This window comes from Mesorhizobium sp. M0243 (assembly GCF_040321775.1).
In the GTDB taxonomy this organism is placed as follows: domain Bacteria; phylum Pseudomonadota; class Alphaproteobacteria; order Rhizobiales; family Rhizobiaceae; genus Mesorhizobium.
In genome coordinates, this window is record NZ_JAMYSF010000001.1 from 98,824 (window position 1) to 115,076 (window position 16,253).

The 16,253-nt window shown below is 63.8% G+C and carries 16 protein-coding genes and 1 tRNA gene; 6 read left to right on the forward strand and 11 right to left on the reverse strand.

Translation table 11 applies throughout. From position 1 onward, the window contains the following. Nucleotides 1–26 precede the first annotated feature (26 nt). Together NKJ11_RS00445 and NKJ11_RS00450 are read left to right on the forward strand one after the other, a co-directional pair. A complete protein-coding gene (locus tag NKJ11_RS00445; RefSeq protein ID WP_352673518.1) occupies nucleotides 27–2,180 on the forward strand; it encodes a thiamine pyrophosphate-dependent enzyme in 2,154 nt (717 codons plus the stop codon). Continuing rightward, complete coding sequence (locus tag NKJ11_RS00450) at nucleotides 2,173–3,753, forward strand: indolepyruvate oxidoreductase subunit beta family protein (RefSeq protein ID WP_352792479.1); 1,581 nt, start codon at nucleotides 2,173–2,175, stop codon at nucleotides 3,751–3,753. The genes NKJ11_RS00445 and NKJ11_RS00450 overlap by 8 nt, the downstream gene beginning before the upstream one ends. A gap of 4 nt (nucleotides 3,754–3,757) precedes the next feature. Here the strand turns inward: NKJ11_RS00450 and NKJ11_RS00455 are convergent, their stop codons facing one another. The 8 genes from NKJ11_RS00455 to NKJ11_RS00490 all read right to left on the reverse strand — a co-directional run bounded on the left by NKJ11_RS00455 (nucleotide 3,758) and on the right by NKJ11_RS00490 (nucleotide 8,626). Then, nucleotides 3,758–5,209, reverse strand: a complete 1,452-nt coding sequence (locus NKJ11_RS00455) for a sulfatase-like hydrolase/transferase (RefSeq protein WP_352792481.1) — start codon at nucleotides 5,207–5,209, stop codon at nucleotides 3,758–3,760. Nucleotides 5,210–5,656: 447 nt separating this feature from the next. Then, a complete protein-coding gene (locus tag NKJ11_RS00460; protein WP_023811460.1) occupies nucleotides 5,657–5,944 on the reverse strand; it encodes a GCG_CRPN prefix-to-repeats domain-containing protein in 288 nt (95 codons plus the stop codon). Between the two features lie 112 nt (nucleotides 5,945–6,056). Then, nucleotides 6,057–6,512, reverse strand: coding sequence for a periplasmic heavy metal sensor (locus tag NKJ11_RS00465; RefSeq protein ID WP_352610780.1), 456 nt, complete (start codon nucleotides 6,510–6,512; stop codon nucleotides 6,057–6,059). Next, on the reverse strand, nucleotides 6,509–6,961 hold the full coding sequence (locus tag NKJ11_RS00470) for a hypothetical protein (protein WP_352792482.1): 453 nt from the start codon (nucleotides 6,959–6,961) through the stop codon (nucleotides 6,509–6,511). The genes NKJ11_RS00465 and NKJ11_RS00470 overlap by 4 nt, the downstream gene beginning before the upstream one ends. Nucleotides 6,962–7,047: 86 nt before the next feature. After that, nucleotides 7,048–7,590 (reverse strand): RNA polymerase sigma factor, encoded by a 543-nt coding sequence (locus NKJ11_RS00475; protein WP_352792483.1) that lies wholly within the window; start codon nucleotides 7,588–7,590, stop codon nucleotides 7,048–7,050. Nucleotides 7,591–7,635: 45 nt separating this feature from the next. Then, a complete protein-coding gene (locus tag NKJ11_RS00480) occupies nucleotides 7,636–8,067 on the reverse strand; it encodes an EF-hand domain-containing protein (RefSeq protein WP_023811456.1) in 432 nt (143 codons plus the stop codon). 163 nt (nucleotides 8,068–8,230) lie between these two features. Continuing rightward, the gene (locus NKJ11_RS00485) at nucleotides 8,231–8,419 is read right to left on the reverse strand and encodes a YodC family protein (RefSeq protein WP_023811455.1); all 189 of its coding nucleotides are present in this window, start codon (nucleotides 8,417–8,419) and stop codon (nucleotides 8,231–8,233) included. A 131-nt stretch (nucleotides 8,420–8,550) separates the two neighbouring features. Continuing rightward, nucleotides 8,551–8,626 (reverse strand) — tRNA-Thr (locus NKJ11_RS00490). Between the two features lie 330 nt (nucleotides 8,627–8,956). On the opposite strand from NKJ11_RS00490, the gene NKJ11_RS00495 reads away from it, so the two are divergent. Then, on the forward strand, nucleotides 8,957–10,096 hold the full coding sequence (locus NKJ11_RS00495) for a hypothetical protein (protein WP_352792484.1): 1,140 nt from the start codon (nucleotides 8,957–8,959) through the stop codon (nucleotides 10,094–10,096). 14 nt (nucleotides 10,097–10,110) lie between these two features. Here the strand turns inward: NKJ11_RS00495 and NKJ11_RS00500 are convergent, their stop codons facing one another. Both NKJ11_RS00500 and NKJ11_RS00505 read right to left on the reverse strand, forming a co-directional pair. Next, nucleotides 10,111–11,712: a cisplatin damage response ATP-dependent DNA ligase gene (locus NKJ11_RS00500; protein ID WP_352550990.1), complete on the reverse strand. Its 1,602-nt coding sequence runs from the start codon at nucleotides 11,710–11,712 to the stop codon at nucleotides 10,111–10,113. A gap of 235 nt (nucleotides 11,713–11,947) precedes the next feature. Next, a complete protein-coding gene (locus tag NKJ11_RS00505) occupies nucleotides 11,948–12,958 on the reverse strand; it encodes a ligase-associated DNA damage response exonuclease (RefSeq protein ID WP_352631131.1) in 1,011 nt (336 codons plus the stop codon). 106 nt (nucleotides 12,959–13,064) lie between these two features. On the opposite strand from NKJ11_RS00505, the gene NKJ11_RS00510 reads away from it, so the two are divergent. The 3 genes from NKJ11_RS00510 to NKJ11_RS00520 all read left to right on the forward strand — a co-directional run bounded on the left by NKJ11_RS00510 (nucleotide 13,065) and on the right by NKJ11_RS00520 (nucleotide 15,294). Next, nucleotides 13,065–13,982, forward strand: coding sequence for a class I SAM-dependent DNA methyltransferase (locus tag NKJ11_RS00510; protein ID WP_352631133.1), 918 nt, complete (start codon nucleotides 13,065–13,067; stop codon nucleotides 13,980–13,982). Nucleotides 13,983–14,347: 365 nt separating this feature from the next. After that, nucleotides 14,348–14,710, forward strand: a complete 363-nt coding sequence (locus tag NKJ11_RS00515) for a hypothetical protein (protein ID WP_352556147.1) — start codon at nucleotides 14,348–14,350, stop codon at nucleotides 14,708–14,710. 56 nt (nucleotides 14,711–14,766) lie between these two features. After that, nucleotides 14,767–15,294, forward strand: a complete 528-nt coding sequence (locus NKJ11_RS00520) for a P-loop NTPase family protein (protein ID WP_352792486.1) — start codon at nucleotides 14,767–14,769, stop codon at nucleotides 15,292–15,294. Between the two features lie 11 nt (nucleotides 15,295–15,305). On the opposite strand, the gene NKJ11_RS00525 is transcribed toward NKJ11_RS00520, so the two are convergent. Next, complete coding sequence (locus NKJ11_RS00525; protein ID WP_352792487.1) at nucleotides 15,306–16,247, reverse strand: 2-hydroxyacid dehydrogenase; 942 nt, start codon at nucleotides 16,245–16,247, stop codon at nucleotides 15,306–15,308. Between the last annotated feature and the right edge of the window lie 6 nt (nucleotides 16,248–16,253).

Below are 16,253 nucleotides of genomic sequence, written 5' to 3' on the forward strand. Positions count from 1 at the left end.
TCGGGCGGTACCGGAAGGAGAAAAAAATGGCCGAACGCTCTTTTGCCAAGGAAGTCGAGAAGCTTCGGCTGGGTGGCGGCGAGGAATTTGCCGGCGAAGGCATCCTCGCCATCACTAAAGCGCTGCTGCAATGCGGCGTCGGCTATGTCGGCGGCTACCAGGGCGCGCCGATCAGCCATCTGATGGACGTGCTGGCCGACGCACAGGACATTCTGGGCGAACTCGGCGTGCACTTCGAAGCCAGCGCTTCCGAAGCCACCGCCACCGCCATGCTGGCCGCCTCGGTGCATTACCCGATCCGCGGTGCGGCGACCTTCAAGTCGACGGTCGGCACCAATGTCGCCTCCGACGCGCTGGCCAACCTCGCCTCCGGCGGCGTCACCGGCGGCGCGCTGATCATCGTCGGCGAGGACTATGGCGAAGGCTCCTCGATCATGCAGGAGCGCAGCCATGCCTTCGCCATGAAAAGTCAGGTCTGGCTGCTCGACCCGCGCCCCAACCTGCCGTCGATTGTCAAGGCGGTGGAGGACGGTTTCGAACTGTCGGAGATTTCCAACACGCCGGTCATGCTGCAGGTTCGCATCCGCTGCTGCCACGTGCATGGCCATTTCATCGCCAAGGACAACAAGCGGCCGCCGATGACGGTCGCCGATGCGCTCGACGCGCCCCGCCGCGACACCGGCCGCATCGTGCTGCCGCCCGCTTCCTTCCTGCATGAGAAGGAGAAGGTGCAGAAGCGCTGGCCGGCGGCGGTCGATTTCATCCGCAAGAACAAGATCAACGAATTCTTCGGGTCGGATCATGGCTCGGTCGGCATCGTCATGCAGGGCGGCATGTACAATTCGGTCATCCGCGCGCTGCAGCGGCTCGGCCTCGCCGATATTTATGGCGACACCGATGTGCCGCTTTATGTGCTCAACGCCGTCTATCCCTTGATCGATGACGAGTTCCTGTCGTTCTGCGAGGGCAAGCAGTCGGTGCTGGTCGTCGAGGAGGGCCAGCCCAACTATATCGAGCAGGCCTTCGCTTCGATGCTGCACAAGGCCGGTCGCGGCACCAGGCTGGTCGGCAAGGAGCATTTGCCGATGGCCGGCGAATACACCGGCCAGGTCATGATGGACGGCATCGGCGCCTTCCTGCGCGCCGAGGCGCCTCATCTGCTGCCGGGCGAGGTGCGTGCCCCCAACAAGGTCGGCGACGGCGTCGATGCCGCCGACCTGATCAACGTCGTGCCGGGCCGTCCGCCGGGCTTCTGCATCGGCTGCCCGGAGCGGCCGATCTTTGCCGCGACAAAACTGGTCGAGCAGGAACTTGGCAAGCACCACATCGCCTCCGACATAGGCTGCCATCTGTTCTCGATCATGCCGCCTTTCGAACTCGGCGCCACCACCATGGGCTACGGTCTGGGACCGGCCTCGGCCTCTGCGTTCAATTCACCCGATGCCAAGCGCCGCTCCATCTCCTTCGTCGGCGATGGCGGCTTCTGGCACAACGGCCTGACCTCCTCGATCGGCAATGCGGTGTTCAACAAGAACGACGGCGTGATCGTCATCGTCGACAATTTCTATTCGGCGGCCACCGGCGGGCAGGACATTCTGTCGTCCCGCGCCGGCAACAAGACTAAGTCGACCAAGCATCCGATCACCGAGGCGGTGAAAGGCATGGGCGTCAAATGGCTGCGCCATGTCGACCGCACCTATGACGTCACCAAGATGCAGGACACGCTGCGCGAGGCGCTGACGACGGACGAGAAGGGGCCGAAGGTCATCGTCGCCTCGTCCGAATGCATGCTCAACCGGCAGCGCCGCGAAAAGCCATTGGTCGACAAGGCGATCAAGGGTGGCGAGCGTGTGGTGAAACCGAAGTTCGGCGTCGATGAGGACATCTGCACCGGCGACCATGCCTGCATGCGGCTGTCCGGCTGTCCCTCGCTGTCGGTGAAGTCGCTCGACGATCCGCTGCGCGACGATCCGGTCGCGCATATCGACCAGAGCTGCGTCGGCTGCGGCAATTGCGGCGAGGTCGCCGATGCGGCGGTGCTGTGCCCATCCTTCTATCGCGCCGACGTCGTACACAATCCGAGCCGCTGGGATCGCTTCCTGGAAGCCGCGCGCCGTGCCACCATCAGCCTGTTGCAGCGACGCCGCGAAAGCCGGCGCCTGACCTTCGCCGATGCTTGACGCTGTCCCGCCATTTCGCGCCCGCGCCGGCGCTCAGGATAGCGAGCGTGTCATCAAGCTCGCCGTGCTGGCGGTCGGCGGCCAAGGCGGTGGCGTGCTCGCCGACTGGATCACCGATGTCGCCGAGCGCAACGGCTTTGTTGCGCAATCGACCTCGGTCGCCGGCGTCGCCCAGCGTACCGGCGCCACCATTTACTATGTGGAGATGGCCCGCGACACCGGCCGGCTGCCGGTCTTCGCGCTGTCGCCGTCGCAGGGCGACGTCGACATCCTGATCGCCGCCGAATTGATGGAAGCCGGCCGTGCCATCATTCGCGGCTTCGTCACGCCCGACCGCACGACGCTGATCGCCTCGTCGCACCGCATCGCCGCCGTGTCGGAAAAGATCGAGCCGGGCGATGGCCGGGCCTCGTCCTCCAAGGTGCATGCGACGGCGGAAGCAGCATCGAAGCGCTTCATCGCTTTCGACATGGAAAAGATCGCCGCCGCCAATGGCTCGATGATCTCGGCCAGCCTGCTTGGCGCGCTGGCGGGGTCCGACGCCCTGCCGTTCACGCGCGAAAGCTACGAACAGGCGATCGGTGCCGGCGGCCGGGGCGTCAAGGCCAGCCTCGCCGCCTTCGGTGCCGGGTTTGATCGTGCGCGCGGCACGGCAGCACCGGCGCCTAGGCCGGCCGAGCCCGCGATTGTCGAATCTGCCCTGGGCACAGGACAGGTGAGTGGCCCGCAAAACCTGCTGCAAGGCTGGCAGGCCTTGGCTGCCCGCATCGATCTGTTGCCGGTGGCCGTGCGCGACATGGCGCTTCGGGGCTTGAGAAAGGTCGTCGACTATCAGGACATCGCCTATGGGCGCGAGTATCTCGACCGGCTGGACAAGGCCGTCGCGCTGGACGGGCCGATTCAGGGCTATGGCCTGTCCATCGCTGCCGCCAAGCATCTGGCCAACGCGCTGTGCTACGACGACATGATCCGTGTCGCCGATCTCAAGACACGTTCGACGCGCGACAAACGCGTGCGCCGCGAGGTCGGCGTCAAGGATGGCTCGATCCTGCAGGTGACCGAATATTTCCATCCGCGCATCGAGGAGTTCTGCGGCACGCTACCGGCGGGGCTGGGCAGCTACATCGAGAACCGGCCGAAGCTCGCCGCCTTTCTTGATCGCCGCATCAACCATGGCCGCCGCATCCGCACCGACAGTTTTGCCGGCTTTGCCGCTCTGTGGTTCATCGGCGGCCTGCGCCGCTGGCGCCGTAGTCTGCTGCGCCACAAGGTTGAGATCGCGCATCTTGATCGCTGGTACGCGCTGGCTCTCGACCATGTTCGCCAGGACTACGCGCTGGCCGTCGAGATCCTCAATTGCCGCCGGCTGATCAAGGGCTACAGCGACACCCATGTCCGCGCACAGTCGAAATTCGACCGCGTGCTGTCGGCGCTCGACCTGGTCAAGGGCCGCACGGATGCCGCCGACTGGATCCGCCGCCTGCGCGAGATGGCGCTGAAAGACGAGAAGGGCGACATGCTGGATGGTGCGCTGAAGACGGTGGCGACGCTGGGACCGGATAAAATCGACTGAATATCTAGCGGGCGTCTACCGATTGGAGCGGCGCCAGCGAACGCAACGGCACCGCCTCCGGGAACAGATGCAGCAGCCCTGAATCCACACGGCGTCGCAAATGCGCATCCACTTCGGCCCGATCCTGACAACCATGGAACCTGCCGCCGCAATGGTCGCGCAGGCGCACGAGATCGGCCATGACAGGCGACATCGGCAGGCCGGCGGCGTCGAGCAGGCTTGCGCTGAGGAAGCCGACGTCGAGCGGCGCTAGGTCAGGCATCGGATGGCGCAAAGGATGGTTGAAGGTGGTGAGCGTGTAGAAGGTGCGGTAGGCAAGCGAGCCAGGGGTCGCCAAGGCGTCGTCCCCGGCGATCGCGTCGACGAACGGCTTGGTCGCCGACGACTGGTGATCGCCGAATTCGAGCACCACGGCGCCGCGTTCACCGGCATCCGCTTCCCTCTTGTCGAGGAAATCATGGAAATCGCCGCGCGCCACCGCCATCCGGCGCAGATACTCATTGGCCTGGAAGTCGTCCGAGAAAGGCTCGCCCGCCACCTTCAACTCGGGCTCCATCCGCCCCTCATAGGGTGAGTGCGGGAACATGGTCTGGATCTCGAGGAACAGCGGCCGGCCGTCTTCCTTGCGGTGCCTGGCGATGAATGCCTCGGCCGCCTGGTAATAAAAGATATCGCGCAGGTGATAGAAGGGCGCGGCGATGTCCTTGATGTCGAGCACGGTCTCGAAACCGATCGATTTCAGGAACGGCCCTTCATTGACGAACGAAAAGTCCATCGGCGTCATCACGACAGTTCGATAGCCGCAGCGCGCCAGCACCTCCGGCAAGGCGCCGGCGACCTTGTCCTGCAGGGTGATGGTCAAATAGGGGCTTCGCCAGCCGAAATCGGTGGCCGACAGGCCTGTCATCAGCGACAGATTGGTGATCCAGGTGCCGCCGCCAAACGTCTCGACCTGCATCGGATGCGGCGTGCCGGCCCCCGGCGCGAACCTCTGCAGGAATCCCGCGCCGTTGCCGACCTGCGGAAAATAGCCGGGATCGGACTGGCTTTCGCTGAGCACGAAAAAGACGTCGGGAAGATCAGCCCGGTCGCCGCAATCGACCGTGTCGGCAAAAGGCGGCTGTGGCGCGACGGCTTGCAGCCGCTTTTCGAAGCCCGATTCAACAACGAGGTTGTGCAAATCCAGCAGCGAAACGAAGAAGGCCGACATGTGCCGGCCCTGCATGTAGTAGAAATAACGGTCCTTCGAGGCCTCGGCCGGAAAGGTCAGCGGCACCAGAACGACGAGCGCCGCCATGACCAGGACGCGTGCCGATACCGGCCAGCCGATTTTTCGATCGATCCGGAACAGAAGCACCGCCGCCGTAATGCCGAGCACCAGGGCAACAACGACCGGCGCGATCAGATGGAGGTAGGAGCCGAGCAGGAAGCGGTACACTTCCGGATCCTTCGACACGAAGACCGTGTCGTAGAAAGTGCAGCGAAAACCCCTTCATCCTGAATTTGATCGCTGACACCACTGTGATGAAAGCGATGCCCATCCAGGCGAGATAGACGGAAAAGGCAAGGCGCCCCGAAGCCAGGAAGAGAAGTCCGGCAAGGGCAGCCACCAGCGCCAGCGAGAACGGCACCGACAGCCATTCGTGCTCGGCCCGTCCGGCGGCGAAGACACCGGCTAGGCTGACCACGACCAGCGTCAGCGGATGACAGAGCACCCGCCCAAGGATTTGAAGCTGAGCCACAGATTTTCCCATGAATATGCCTGAGCATAGTTTCGGGAAACTGTTCGATTATTTGCGGGCTGAGAACAAATCTATAGTGAATTTAACCTTAATTCCGGGGATCGCGCTGTCCGCAACGGCGGGACCAGGTTTCACAAGCGCCTGGCCCTACCGTGCTTCGATCAGTAGTGGTGCCAGCGATGCCAGCGATGGTGCGGATGCCAGACGTGGACCGGAGCGTGCCAGTAATGGTAGCGCGGGCGCACGATGACGACGCCGCTCGGCACGCAACGTCCCCATCTGTTCGGATGCCAGCCGATGCCGCAGCCCCAGCGGACATGCTCGACCGATGCCTGGGCGGCCGGCTGGGCAACGGACACGATGGGCATTGCGCTGGACGCGGTGGCTGTCACGACCGTTCCGCTGAGGGCCAGCATAGCGGCTGCTGCGTAGTTTTTCAGGCGACTCATAATTGGACTCCGAGTGCTTTCGAGTTTGAAGATGGCCGCCCTGCATGGTGCGATCGGGCAGGCTTGTCCCTTCGCGTCGTTAAACGGCGTCTCCGGCCTTTTCCGTCGGTCGTCATGGCGATTTTTTCGGCGCAACGGCGGCGCGGCGTTCCATATGGCGCAGCAATGCCTGTGCCAGCACGCTCCGGTTTTCGTGTGACGTGTTCGCCGCGAAGTCGACAATGGCCTGTTCAAGCCGGCTGCGCACCGTCACATCGGCATTGCGTGCCCGCTCCAGCGCGGCGGACAAGGCGGCCTTGTCCATGACAGGCTGCTGCAACAGGTCCGCTGCCTCCTGCCTCGCCTGCTGGCCATCTAGAATGATCTGCCGGGACTCCACGCGAACCTGGCGCAGCGCCAGGCGGAACGCCTTGCGGTCCTGGTTGGGAAGCTGTCGGCCAGCCGATTCCAGCGAGACACCCGATTTGGCATTTCTCAGCCAGACCGCACCGCCGGCAAATGCGCCTGCAAGAAAGACGTTCAGCACCACGGAAGCAATGACCAGGCCACGGATCCAGCGCGGGCTCATAGGTTTTCCTCACCGTTCTCGGCATCGGGGCCGGCATCGCCAAACGCCGTCACATTGGCATCCAGCACATAATGGTCCGGCTGGACCTCCGGCGTGACGATGGTCACCAGGGCCAGTCCTGCCACGGCACCGGCCAGACCAATGCCGGCAAGTCCAAGTCCCAGCCACCAGAACCACTGACGCCGGCGCTGGACGAGGTGCCGGCCGGCAGCCTGCAGAATGCTGCTGTGCAGTGCCTTGTCCGGGGCGTCGACGCGGTAGCTGTCGAGCAGCGCGTCAAGTGTCCCGGCCTGCCTCAAGATGGCCTTGCCCGCGCCGCTCGCGGCAAAGGCCGTGCCGGCCATTCGCTCAGCCTCGGGCCATCGCCGCAAGTCGCCGCCATAGGCCTGGGCCAAGGCGGCGAAGCGGCTGGCACCCATTGCGGGTTCGTTTCTGGACCCTTCAGCCATGTGTCTCCTCCTTGCCGGTCGGCGCCGAGCGCCAGGCGGCACCAGCAAGGCGCAATGGCCGTAGTGCGTTGGTGCTTGCCCGGTGCTTACTCATCGGCGCCATCCCCCGCCAGGATCGCCTGCAGCGACCGCCGGCCGCGCGCAAGCAGGCTCTCCAGGGCATCGACGCTGATCTGCAAGGTCGCTGCCGCCTCGATATTGGACATCTCCTGATAGTAGACCAGAACGATCGCTTCGCGCTGGCGCGGCGCTATGGCTTGCAGTGCCCGTTCGACCCGAAGCGCGTCCTCTTGGCGAGGGGCGTCGGGAAGTGCCGCAGGGTCGACCACGTCCGGCAGGTCGCCGGTCACCCACTCGCGCCTGCGACGCAGCCGGTCGTAGCAAAGGTTGAGCGTCACCCGGTGGATCCAGCTGTCGAAGCGCGCATTGCCGCGCCGCCAGCTCGCGGCATGGCGCCAGATCCGCACGAAGGTTTCCTGCGCGACATCCTCGGCCTCCGCCGCATCGCCGAGCATGCGCACGGCAAGCGCCAGTATACGTGGCAGCTTGCGCGCGACGAGCGTTTGCACGGCTGCGGGCTCGCTGGCGCCAACACGGCGAACCAGCTCCTCGTCCGGATCCGCAGCCATCAGTCGGCGCACTCCCGATGTTCATCGCGCGTCATTGCCTCTTGGTCATTGTTCCTGCTTGGGAGCGGTTTTGTGGCCCGGCAGTTCGTCGGCCGTTAAAATGCCGTCGGCATTCTTGTCCAGCCGGGCGAAGCGCCTGGCGAAGAATGCATCGAGTTCGGCGCGATCGATGAAGCCGTCATGGTTGGAATCGATCCGTGCGAAGGATTTGGCGGCGTCGCCTTTGGCGTTGCGCTTCGTCTGAAAGGCCTCCCACTCCAGCAGGCTGATCTTGCCGTCGCCGTCGGTATCGGCCGCCATGATCGCCTTCTCGCGCCGCTTCTGGAATTTGGCCAGCGTGATGTCGGACCTGGTCCCCGAAGCGCCTGGCGCGGCAAGTGGCGCGGCCGTTGGCGGTGCAGGCGGCGTCGCTGCCTGGGCGAAAGCCGCAACGGTCTGCAAACTCAAGGCAACGACTGATATCGAACGACTGATCATGTTGTGCGTCTCCAGGTTGGCGCGACGCAGACGGCTTGTGCCGCAATCGCGCTTCAACCGTTAAACGCCGCGACCCGGAAAATCCGTCGGTCGCGCGTGCTGATCCGTTCATGCCCGGACAACAGAGGGTGCCCATCCCGACCTGATCGGGATGGAAGAAATTCTAGTCCGACTGGTCGGCCGCAATCAGTTGTTCGGGCTTGAACCCGGCATGTTGCGGGGTCCACACCTCGCCCTCGCGATTGAACCAGTGGCACAGATACATGCCCGAGGCTGCGCCATCGCTGATCGTCATCCTGGGGCCTCCGGATTTCAGCCTGACGACGTCTCCGGTCTTGAAATTGTTGGGCATTTTTTGACCTCCCATGCTGAGGCCATGAGTTTCACACCAAACCGGGGTCTCGACAATGGCAGATCTGCCAGGCCGGCGTCGCAATCCTTTGCACCAGCTGCGAAGGGGCAGACTACAAAACGGAGGAGGAATGGTGCCGCTTAGGTGACTCGAACACCTGACCCCCGCATTACGAATGCGGTGCTCTACCAACTGAGCTAAAGCGGCCCAGGAAGCCAAGGCCTCCAAGATGCGGCGGTGATAGACGCAACCGGGCGCGAATTCAAGATGCGACTTGGCAATTCCTGCGTCGGCGTCATGGCACTCTCGAAAGCCGGCCGCCGCTTTGTCCGCCAGTCAATCGCCAAGGGAATGCGGCGCACGGTGCGTGCGCTCCCTGTGCGCGAAATCGGCGAAACATGCTGATTTTGTTGCCGGAACAGCGCCGGAATGGACTTTGCACACCTCTGCGAGGCAGAATACGCCGCTCGCCCGTTGATTGATTGGTCGCCTGCGGCTAACGATCACGGCAAGGTTGGCAAAGACAGAGGGACCTGCTTGGACGCGATCGAAAAAGCGATCCGGAACGCCTTGGAGAAAGGCAATGCCGAGGACCGCGCGTTCCGCGAGAGGGTCTATCGCTCGGCTTTTGCCGCGCTCGATCGCGCGCTCCAGGCCAATCCCGGTGTGACCGTCGAGGTCGCCATCAAGCGCCGCAAGGCAATCCAGGCGAAAATCACCGAAATCGAATCCGAGTTCCTGCCGGCGGTGCCGGATGTCGGCCAGCAGGGCGATGCACCGGCGGTCGAACTCGGAGCGGACTCGGCGCCCGCGGTCGAAACCGGCCGACAGGCATCGTCCCCCGATGTCGTCGTCGACGGACCCGTGCAATCCGCTGCCGATGCGCCGCGCTCGCGCGTTCTGCCCGTCGTTCCCGACATCATGCCGGACGCCACGCTTCCCGATGCTCCGGCCATCGACATGTCGGTTCCGGCCTCGGCCGGCGCGACGACGGAAGTGGCGCCCGACCGCGATGAACGGCGCATAAGGGGGCGTCGCCTGCCGCTGACCGCCATCTTCCTGACCGTGACACTGCTCGCCGCGGTTGGCATCGGCCTGTTCTTCGCCGTGCAGACCGGCGTGTTCAAGACATCCGCGCAACTCGACACCGCCCCGCCGCAGGCACCGCCGACCGTCGAGGACGACGATTTCACACCGGCCGACGGCGGTCCGGCAAAACCCGGCGCCGCGGACCAGGCGCGCGACTGGATCAATGTGTTTTCGCCGGCCGATGCATCCCATGTTAGCGCGCCGTCTGACGCCAGGGCCGAGGTGATGAAGGACGATACCGGTTCGTTCCTGCGCATCCGTTCCGGCGCGTCCGGTTCGGCGATCAGTTTCGACGTCGGACAAGGCGTGCTGGAGAAGCTGGCCGGCAAACATGCCGTGTTCGACATCATTGCCCGCTCCGAAGAAGGCAAGGAGACGCAGATTTCGGTCGACTGCAATTTCGGCGAACTCGGCGACTGCGGCCGCAAGCGCTATGCGGTCGGCCAGCAGCAGAACGAATATCTGTTCGACGTTCAGTTTCCGGATAAGCGCCCGGGCTCGGCCGGCACCATTGCCATCAATTCCGACTTCGACAAGCAGGGCAAGGCCGCGGACATCTACGAAATCCGCGTTTCGATCGAGCCGTAAGAGCGCCGAACGGTCTAGCGGTCGAGCAGCGCCTGCAGCGTCTCGATGCGGTCGGCCTCGTTGGCCGGCTTGTCCCAGCGCAGCCGCGAAATGCGGGGAAAGCGCATGGCGACGCCGGATTTGTGCCGGGTCGAGCGGTTGAGCCCTTCGAAGGCGACTTCCAGCACCAGGCCGTTGTCGCGGTCGGCCCGCACCGAGCGCACCGGCCCGAAACGCTCGATCGTGTTGTCGCGGACATATTTGTCGATCTGCTTCAACTCCTCGTCGGTGAAGCCGAAATAGGCCTTGCCGACCGGCACCAGTTCCTCCTCGCCTTCTGCACCTGTCCAGACACCGAACGTATAGTCGGAATAGAAGCTCGAGCGTTTGCCGTGGCCGCGCTGGGCATACATCAGCACGGCGTCCACCGTGTGCGGATCGCGTTTCCATTTGAACCATGGACCTTTCGGCCGGCCGGCGACATAGGCTGAGTCCCAGCGCTTGAGCATGACGCCTTCGATAATCGGATGCGGTGGCACCCGGCGCAGTTCCTCCAGCGTTTGCCAATCCGTGAAGTCGACGAATGGCGAAATATCGAAACGGCTCGGGTCGAGCGTCCCGACAAACGCTTCCAGCCGGCCGCGCCGCTCGCGAAACGACAGCGCGCGCAGATCCTCGCCGCCGACCTGGAGCAGATCGTAGCAGCGCATGAAGGCCGGGTATTGCTGCTGCATCTTCGGTGTCACCGTCTTGCGGTTCAGCCGCTGCTGCAGATCCGAGAACGTTCCCGTCGCCTGCCGGGGATCGCCGACAAGCAGTTCGCCGTCCAGCGTTGCGGAAAAATGCATGGCATCGGCGAGGTCCGGAAAGGCACCCGAAACGTCATCGCCGGTGCGCGAATAGAGCCGGCGGATACCGCCCTCGGCCACCGCCTGGACACGGATGCCGTCCCATTTCCATTCGGCGGCATAATCCGCCGGATCGAGCTTTTCGAGATCGCCGTCGCCAACCGGGTTCGACAGCATCACCGGTCGAAACAATGCCAACGCCGTGTTCCTGGGTTTTTCGGCCTTGCCTTCCAGCCACGCGAACAGCGCTGTGTAAGGCGGCGACAGCCCGTGCCAGAGCTCTTCGATCTCGGCGATGTCGACCTTGCCGAAATCCGCCAGCGCCTGTTTGGCCAGCCGCGCCGACACGCCGATGCGCAAGCCGCCGGTGACCAGCTTGATGATGGCAAAGCGGGCCGAGATGCCGGCGCTGTCGAGCAGCCCTGCCAGCACCTTCGGTCCGTCGGAGCGGCTCGCCGCCTGCAGTCTGGCGACGACCTCGCCAAGCGTCGGCTCGCGGTTCGCGATGTTTCCGGGCGTTTGCGGCCAGACCAGCGACACCGTTTCGGCGAGATCGCCGACATAGTCGTAGGAATAGCCGAACAGCACCGGATCCATGCGTTCGGTGACCAGCATGCGCAGCATCGCCGGCTTGACCGCGGCAATGTGGAGATCGCCGGTGATGGCAGCCAGCGCCAGCCCGCGGTCGGGATCCTCTACCGTGCGGAAATAGTCGGTCAGCAAGGTCAGCTTGCCGTTGCGCGACGGCGTCAGCACCAGGCGGTCGAGTAGTTCGGCGAAGCGGTTCATGGTGACACTACTGGATGGGCTTGGCACTTCGGCACACCCCCCTCTGTCCTGCCGGACATCTCCCCCGCAAGGGGGGAGATTGGCAGCTTCGATGCCAGCACTCTCCTTGCGCGGTTGGTGATTAGCGAAAGCGGCGGTGACATCTGATCTCCCCCCTTGCGGGGGAGATGGCCGGCAGGCCAGAGGGGGGTGTGAAGGATCGCGGCGCCGGTGATTGGTGGATCAGCAACTAGCATCAATCGCCCTCGTCCTCGTATCCCACCAGATGCAGCGGCCGGGCGGCGATGCCTTCGAGTTCGCACCAGCGCACCAGCGCTTCCTCGCGGCCATGCGTCACCCAGATCTCCTCGGCTCCGGTCTCCTTGATGGTGGCGGTCAACTCATCCCAGTCGGCATGGTCCGAGATGATCAGCGGCAGTTCGACGCCGCCTTGCTTGGCGCGCTGGCGAATGCGCATCCAGCCTGACGCGAAGCACGAGATCGGATCGGGAAAGCGCCGCGCCCAGCGGTCGGCGAAGGCCGATGGCGGGCCGACGACGATGGCGCCGGTAAAATCATCCTTGCCCCCGCTTTCGACGGTTGCCGGCTCCAGTTGCCCAAGGTCTATGCCTTGGCTCTGGTAATATTCACTGAGCTTGGCCAGCGCGCCATGGATGTAGAGCGGCCTGTCGTAGCCGGCGTCGCGCAACAGCCGCATCACCCTTTGCGCCTTGCCCAACGCATAGGCGCCGACCAGATGCGAGCGCTCGGGGAACTGCGCTGCCGATTTCAGCAGGCGGGCGATTTCTTCTGTGTCGGGAGGATGGCGAAACACCGGCAGGCCGAAGGTCGCTTCGGTGATGAACACATCGCACTGGATCGGCTCGAATGGCGCGCAGGTCGCGTCTCTCTGCCGCTTGTAGTCGCCGGAAGCGACGATGCGCGTGCCCTGATGCTCGACCGCTATCTGCGCCGAGCCCAGCACATGGCCGGCTGGATGGAAGCTGACGCTGATGCCATTGAGTGCAATCGTCTCGCCGAGCTGTGCCGCTTGCGTCGCGCCAGCGAAATTCTCGCCGTAGCGCAGGCCCATAATGTCGAGCGTCTGCCGCGTCGCCAGCACCGAGCGGTGGCCGGAACGTGCGTGATCGGAATGGCCATGCGTGATCAGTGCCCGGTTGACCGGCCGGACCGGGTCGATGAAGAAATCGCCCGGCGGGCAATAGAGGCCCTCGGGCCGGGGATGGAGCAGGTCGCTGGCGCGCATGGTCTCCAAGATAGGATATAATTCCGCGGCGGGAAGCCTGTTGTAAGTCACTGCTGACTCCCGCATAGAGCACCGCCGGCTCGATCCGCCGGCAGGACCCATCGCCATGAAACCGCTTCAGGCCTCGTCCGGCGACTTGAACGCCGATCGCCGTGCCGATTATGCCGAGATGCTGCACGCGGATGGCGATCATGCGGCAGCGGCGGAATTGCTGCTCGGTGCGCTGGAAATGACGCCGCAATGGGCGATGGGCTGGTTTCGCCTCGGCGAGATGCAGCAGGCGGCGGGCGCGGCGGATCTGGCTGCACAGGCCTGGACGATGTCGTTGCAACTCGATCCATCGGATCGTCAAGGCGCTGCACTCAACCTGCAATTGATCGGCAAGGCGCCGGCGCTCGACGCGCTCCCCAGCGCGTTCGTCGAGACACTGTTCGACCATTATGCCGAGAGCTTCGACGAGTCCCTGGTCGGCAGGCTGGGGTACCGGCTGCCTGAGATGCTCGACCAGGCCATTCGAGCGGCAAGGCCAGGTCGCTTCGCGCTGGCGCTCGATCTTGGCTGCGGCACCGGCCTGACGGGACAGAGGCTGCGTCCGATCGCCGACCGGCTGGAGGGTTATGACATTTCGGCCAGGATGCTGAGAAAGGCGCGGGCCAAGGGCGTCTACGATTTCCTTGATAAGGCCGATCTGCGGAATTTTCCCTATGCCGGTCCGAAAGCCGATCTGGTGACGGTGGCCGATGTTTTCATCTATGTCGGCGCGCTGGACGGCGTGGTGAAGACGATTGCCGGCTTACTGGCCACGGATGGCCTGTTCGCATTTTCCGTGGAGACGCTGGCTGGCGATGGCGATTTCGTGCTGTTGCCGTCGCGCCGCTATGCGCATGCGCAACACTATGTGCGCGAGGTCCTGGCCGCCAACGGGCTTTCGGTCTTGTCACTGGAACCAACCGTGATCCGGCAGGATCGCGGGGAACACGTCAACGGGCTGGTCGTTGTGGCCGGGGCTCCGAACTCCGCCTAGCAAAGACCTGACGACAGCCAGTTCGGCGGTGTCCGCCGTTTTTGCCGGGCAGCGCGATAGGAATTTTTTCTTGACACCATGCCCTCAGCTATGGTACATTTTGGCCCATGGTGCTGATTTGTGCCAGTCACCCGCCGCACAGGCGGGTTTTTCGTTGATGCTCCGTCAGCCACGCGCCGGCCAAGGCTCCGAAGGAACCCGTTGCCCCGACCTCGCAGCCCTGCCGTTGTGGCAGGCAAGCTGCCGGCGGAGGGGTCCGTCGCCGCCTCGCAAACATTCTTGCTGTGAAAAAGTCCGATTTGCATGCGCGACTAATATTTGCGATCTGCTCGCATCAGGGTGGGATATCAGGAGGAGCATAGTCGATGCGCTGGAACATGATGATCTTGGCCTCTTGCCTGCTGACCGCCGGCTGCGTCGGCGGCACTTCGATGTCGGAACAGCAGGATGCGAACGTCCAGTCCTCCCTGCAATATGACAACGTGCCCTGCGACCAGTTGCTGGCGCAGCGCAACGGCTTGGCGCAGCAATACAACCTTCCGACGAGGGCCAAGCCGACCTTCTCCAACCCGGCGATGGGCTTCGGCCCGTTCACGCCTGACATGCGCTCCAAGGCCAAACGCGATACCGACAAGGCGAGCGGCGAGATCGATGCCATGAACCGGTCGATCGATCGCCGCGAATGCGGCCAGCCGGACAAGCAGAAGAAACTCGCCCTGCCTGGCTAAAGATCCGAGGCCGCCACGGGTTGAGAATCGCAGGCAACAAACCAGGGCACGATCGGATGCATCTCTCGGAGCTCGGAGACCGGATATGTATCTTGGGGCCGTCCAACAGTGGCAAGTCGACCCTCGCCAACGCGATTGCCCGCAAACGTGATCTGGCGACTATCCATCTAGATCAACTCTTCCATCTCCCGAACACGGATTGGGAAGCGCGCCCAAGGGACGAATTCATTGCCTTGCATGACGCCGCTATCGCCGGCGAGCGTTGGGTGATGGATGGAAATTATTCGGTTTGCATGCCCCAACGCTTTCTGCGAGCGACGGGATTGATCTTCTTGGATATATCGACGCCGACAAGCCTGCTGCGCTATATCAGGCGAACGCTGTTTGAGATTGAACGGCGCGGTGCCTTGGAGGGCGGGCACGACAGCATCAAATGGGATATGATCCACCATATCACCGTGGCCACACCGAAAAATCGCAACCGGTACCGGGCAATGTTCGAACAACTCGATCTGCCAAAGGTCCAGTTGTCGTCACTGCGGGCAATCAAGAAATGCTTCCGGGAGTGGGACCTGGCCCGATGAGGCTGTCCTGGCTAGTATCCCGCCTTGCGATCCACCAGATTGTCGAGCTTTTCGCCGCGTTCGAAGGCGTCCATCTGGCGCAGCATGATCGGCGCCAGATGCACCGGATCGGAGGTCGCTGCCGCGTGCGGCGTCACGAACACTTTTGGATGCCCCCACAGCGGACTGGTCTTCGGCAGCGGTTCGACCTCGAACACGTCGAGGCTTGCCTCCTTCAGCGTGCCGTCATCCAGTGCCCGCAAAATGTCGGCATCCTTCTGCAGGCGGCCGCGCCCGGCATTGATCAGCACAGAGCCGCCGAGGCCGTTGCGTTTCCGCAGCTCCTTCAGCACGCCGTAGTTGATAATGCCCTTGGTCTCCGGCGTCAGTGGCAAAAGCACCACCAGGATGTCGGTCGCCTTGAGGAAGGGGATCAGTCCAGCCTCGCCGGAATAGGTCGCGACGCCTTCCATGGCCTTGTCGGTGCGCGACCAGCCATTGACGGCAAAGCCGAGCGACAAAAGCACCGAGGCCGCGGCGCGGCCGAGACTGCCGAGGCCCATGATGCCGACCGAAATGTCACCGGCAGGCCTCTGCTGCGGCTCGTGCCAGATCTTCTTCGGCTGCTGCGACCGGTAGAGCAGGCCCTGGCGATGATGGTCGAGAACCCGCCAGACGACATATTCGGTCATGTACTGGGTGAGGTTGTCGGCGACGACCTTGACGATCGGCACGTCGGGCAGGCCGGGATCGGCGAAGATATGGTCGACGCCGGCGCCGATCGAGAAGATGGCGCGCAGATTGGGCAGCGACGACAACAGGTTCGGCTTCTGCTTCCACACCACGGCATAGGTGATCGAGGGGTCGCTGGCGCCGTCCGGCTCCAGCACCACCTCGCGCCCGGCCGACAGGAGCTCGCGCCAGCGCTGCGGATGAAAGCCGGTGACGGCAAGCAGGATACGGCCTTTTTCCATTGCGGT

What these genes read in the sequence shown, in the direction of transcription:
- NKJ11_RS00520 (WP_352792486.1), top strand. Translation starts at nt 14,767, where the DNA reads ATGCATCTCTCGGAGCTCGGAGACCGGATATGTATCTTGGGGCCGTCC.
- NKJ11_RS00510 (WP_352631133.1), top strand. Translation starts at nt 13,065, where the DNA reads ATGAAACCGCTTCAGGCCTCGTCCGGCGACTTGAACGCCGATCGCCGT.
- NKJ11_RS00450 (WP_352792479.1), top strand. Translation starts at nt 2,173, where the DNA reads ATGCTTGACGCTGTCCCGCCATTTCGCGCCCGCGCCGGCGCTCAGGAT.
- NKJ11_RS00445 (WP_352673518.1), top strand. Translation starts at nt 27, where the DNA reads ATGGCCGAACGCTCTTTTGCCAAGGAAGTCGAGAAGCTTCGGCTGGGT.
- NKJ11_RS00475 (WP_352792483.1), bottom strand. Translation starts at nt 7,590, where the DNA reads ATGGCTGCGGATCCGGACGAGGAGCTGGTTCGCCGTGTTGGCGCCAGC.
- NKJ11_RS00480 (WP_023811456.1), bottom strand. Translation starts at nt 8,067, where the DNA reads ATGATCAGTCGTTCGATATCAGTCGTTGCCTTGAGTTTGCAGACCGTT.
- NKJ11_RS00500 (WP_352550990.1), bottom strand. Translation starts at nt 11,712, where the DNA reads ATGAACCGCTTCGCCGAACTACTCGACCGCCTGGTGCTGACGCCGTCG.
- NKJ11_RS00465 (WP_352610780.1), bottom strand. Translation starts at nt 6,512, where the DNA reads ATGAGCCCGCGCTGGATCCGTGGCCTGGTCATTGCTTCCGTGGTGCTG.
- NKJ11_RS00485 (WP_023811455.1), bottom strand. Translation starts at nt 8,419, where the DNA reads ATGCCCAACAATTTCAAGACCGGAGACGTCGTCAGGCTGAAATCCGGA.
- NKJ11_RS00525 (WP_352792487.1), bottom strand. Translation starts at nt 16,247, where the DNA reads ATGGAAAAAGGCCGTATCCTGCTTGCCGTCACCGGCTTTCATCCGCAG.
- NKJ11_RS00470 (WP_352792482.1), bottom strand. Translation starts at nt 6,961, where the DNA reads ATGGCTGAAGGGTCCAGAAACGAACCCGCAATGGGTGCCAGCCGCTTC.
- NKJ11_RS00515 (WP_352556147.1), top strand. Translation starts at nt 14,348, where the DNA reads ATGCGCTGGAACATGATGATCTTGGCCTCTTGCCTGCTGACCGCCGGC.
- NKJ11_RS00460 (WP_023811460.1), bottom strand. Translation starts at nt 5,944, where the DNA reads ATGAGTCGCCTGAAAAACTACGCAGCAGCCGCTATGCTGGCCCTCAGC.
- NKJ11_RS00505 (WP_352631131.1), bottom strand. Translation starts at nt 12,958, where the DNA reads ATGCGCGCCAGCGACCTGCTCCATCCCCGGCCCGAGGGCCTCTATTGC.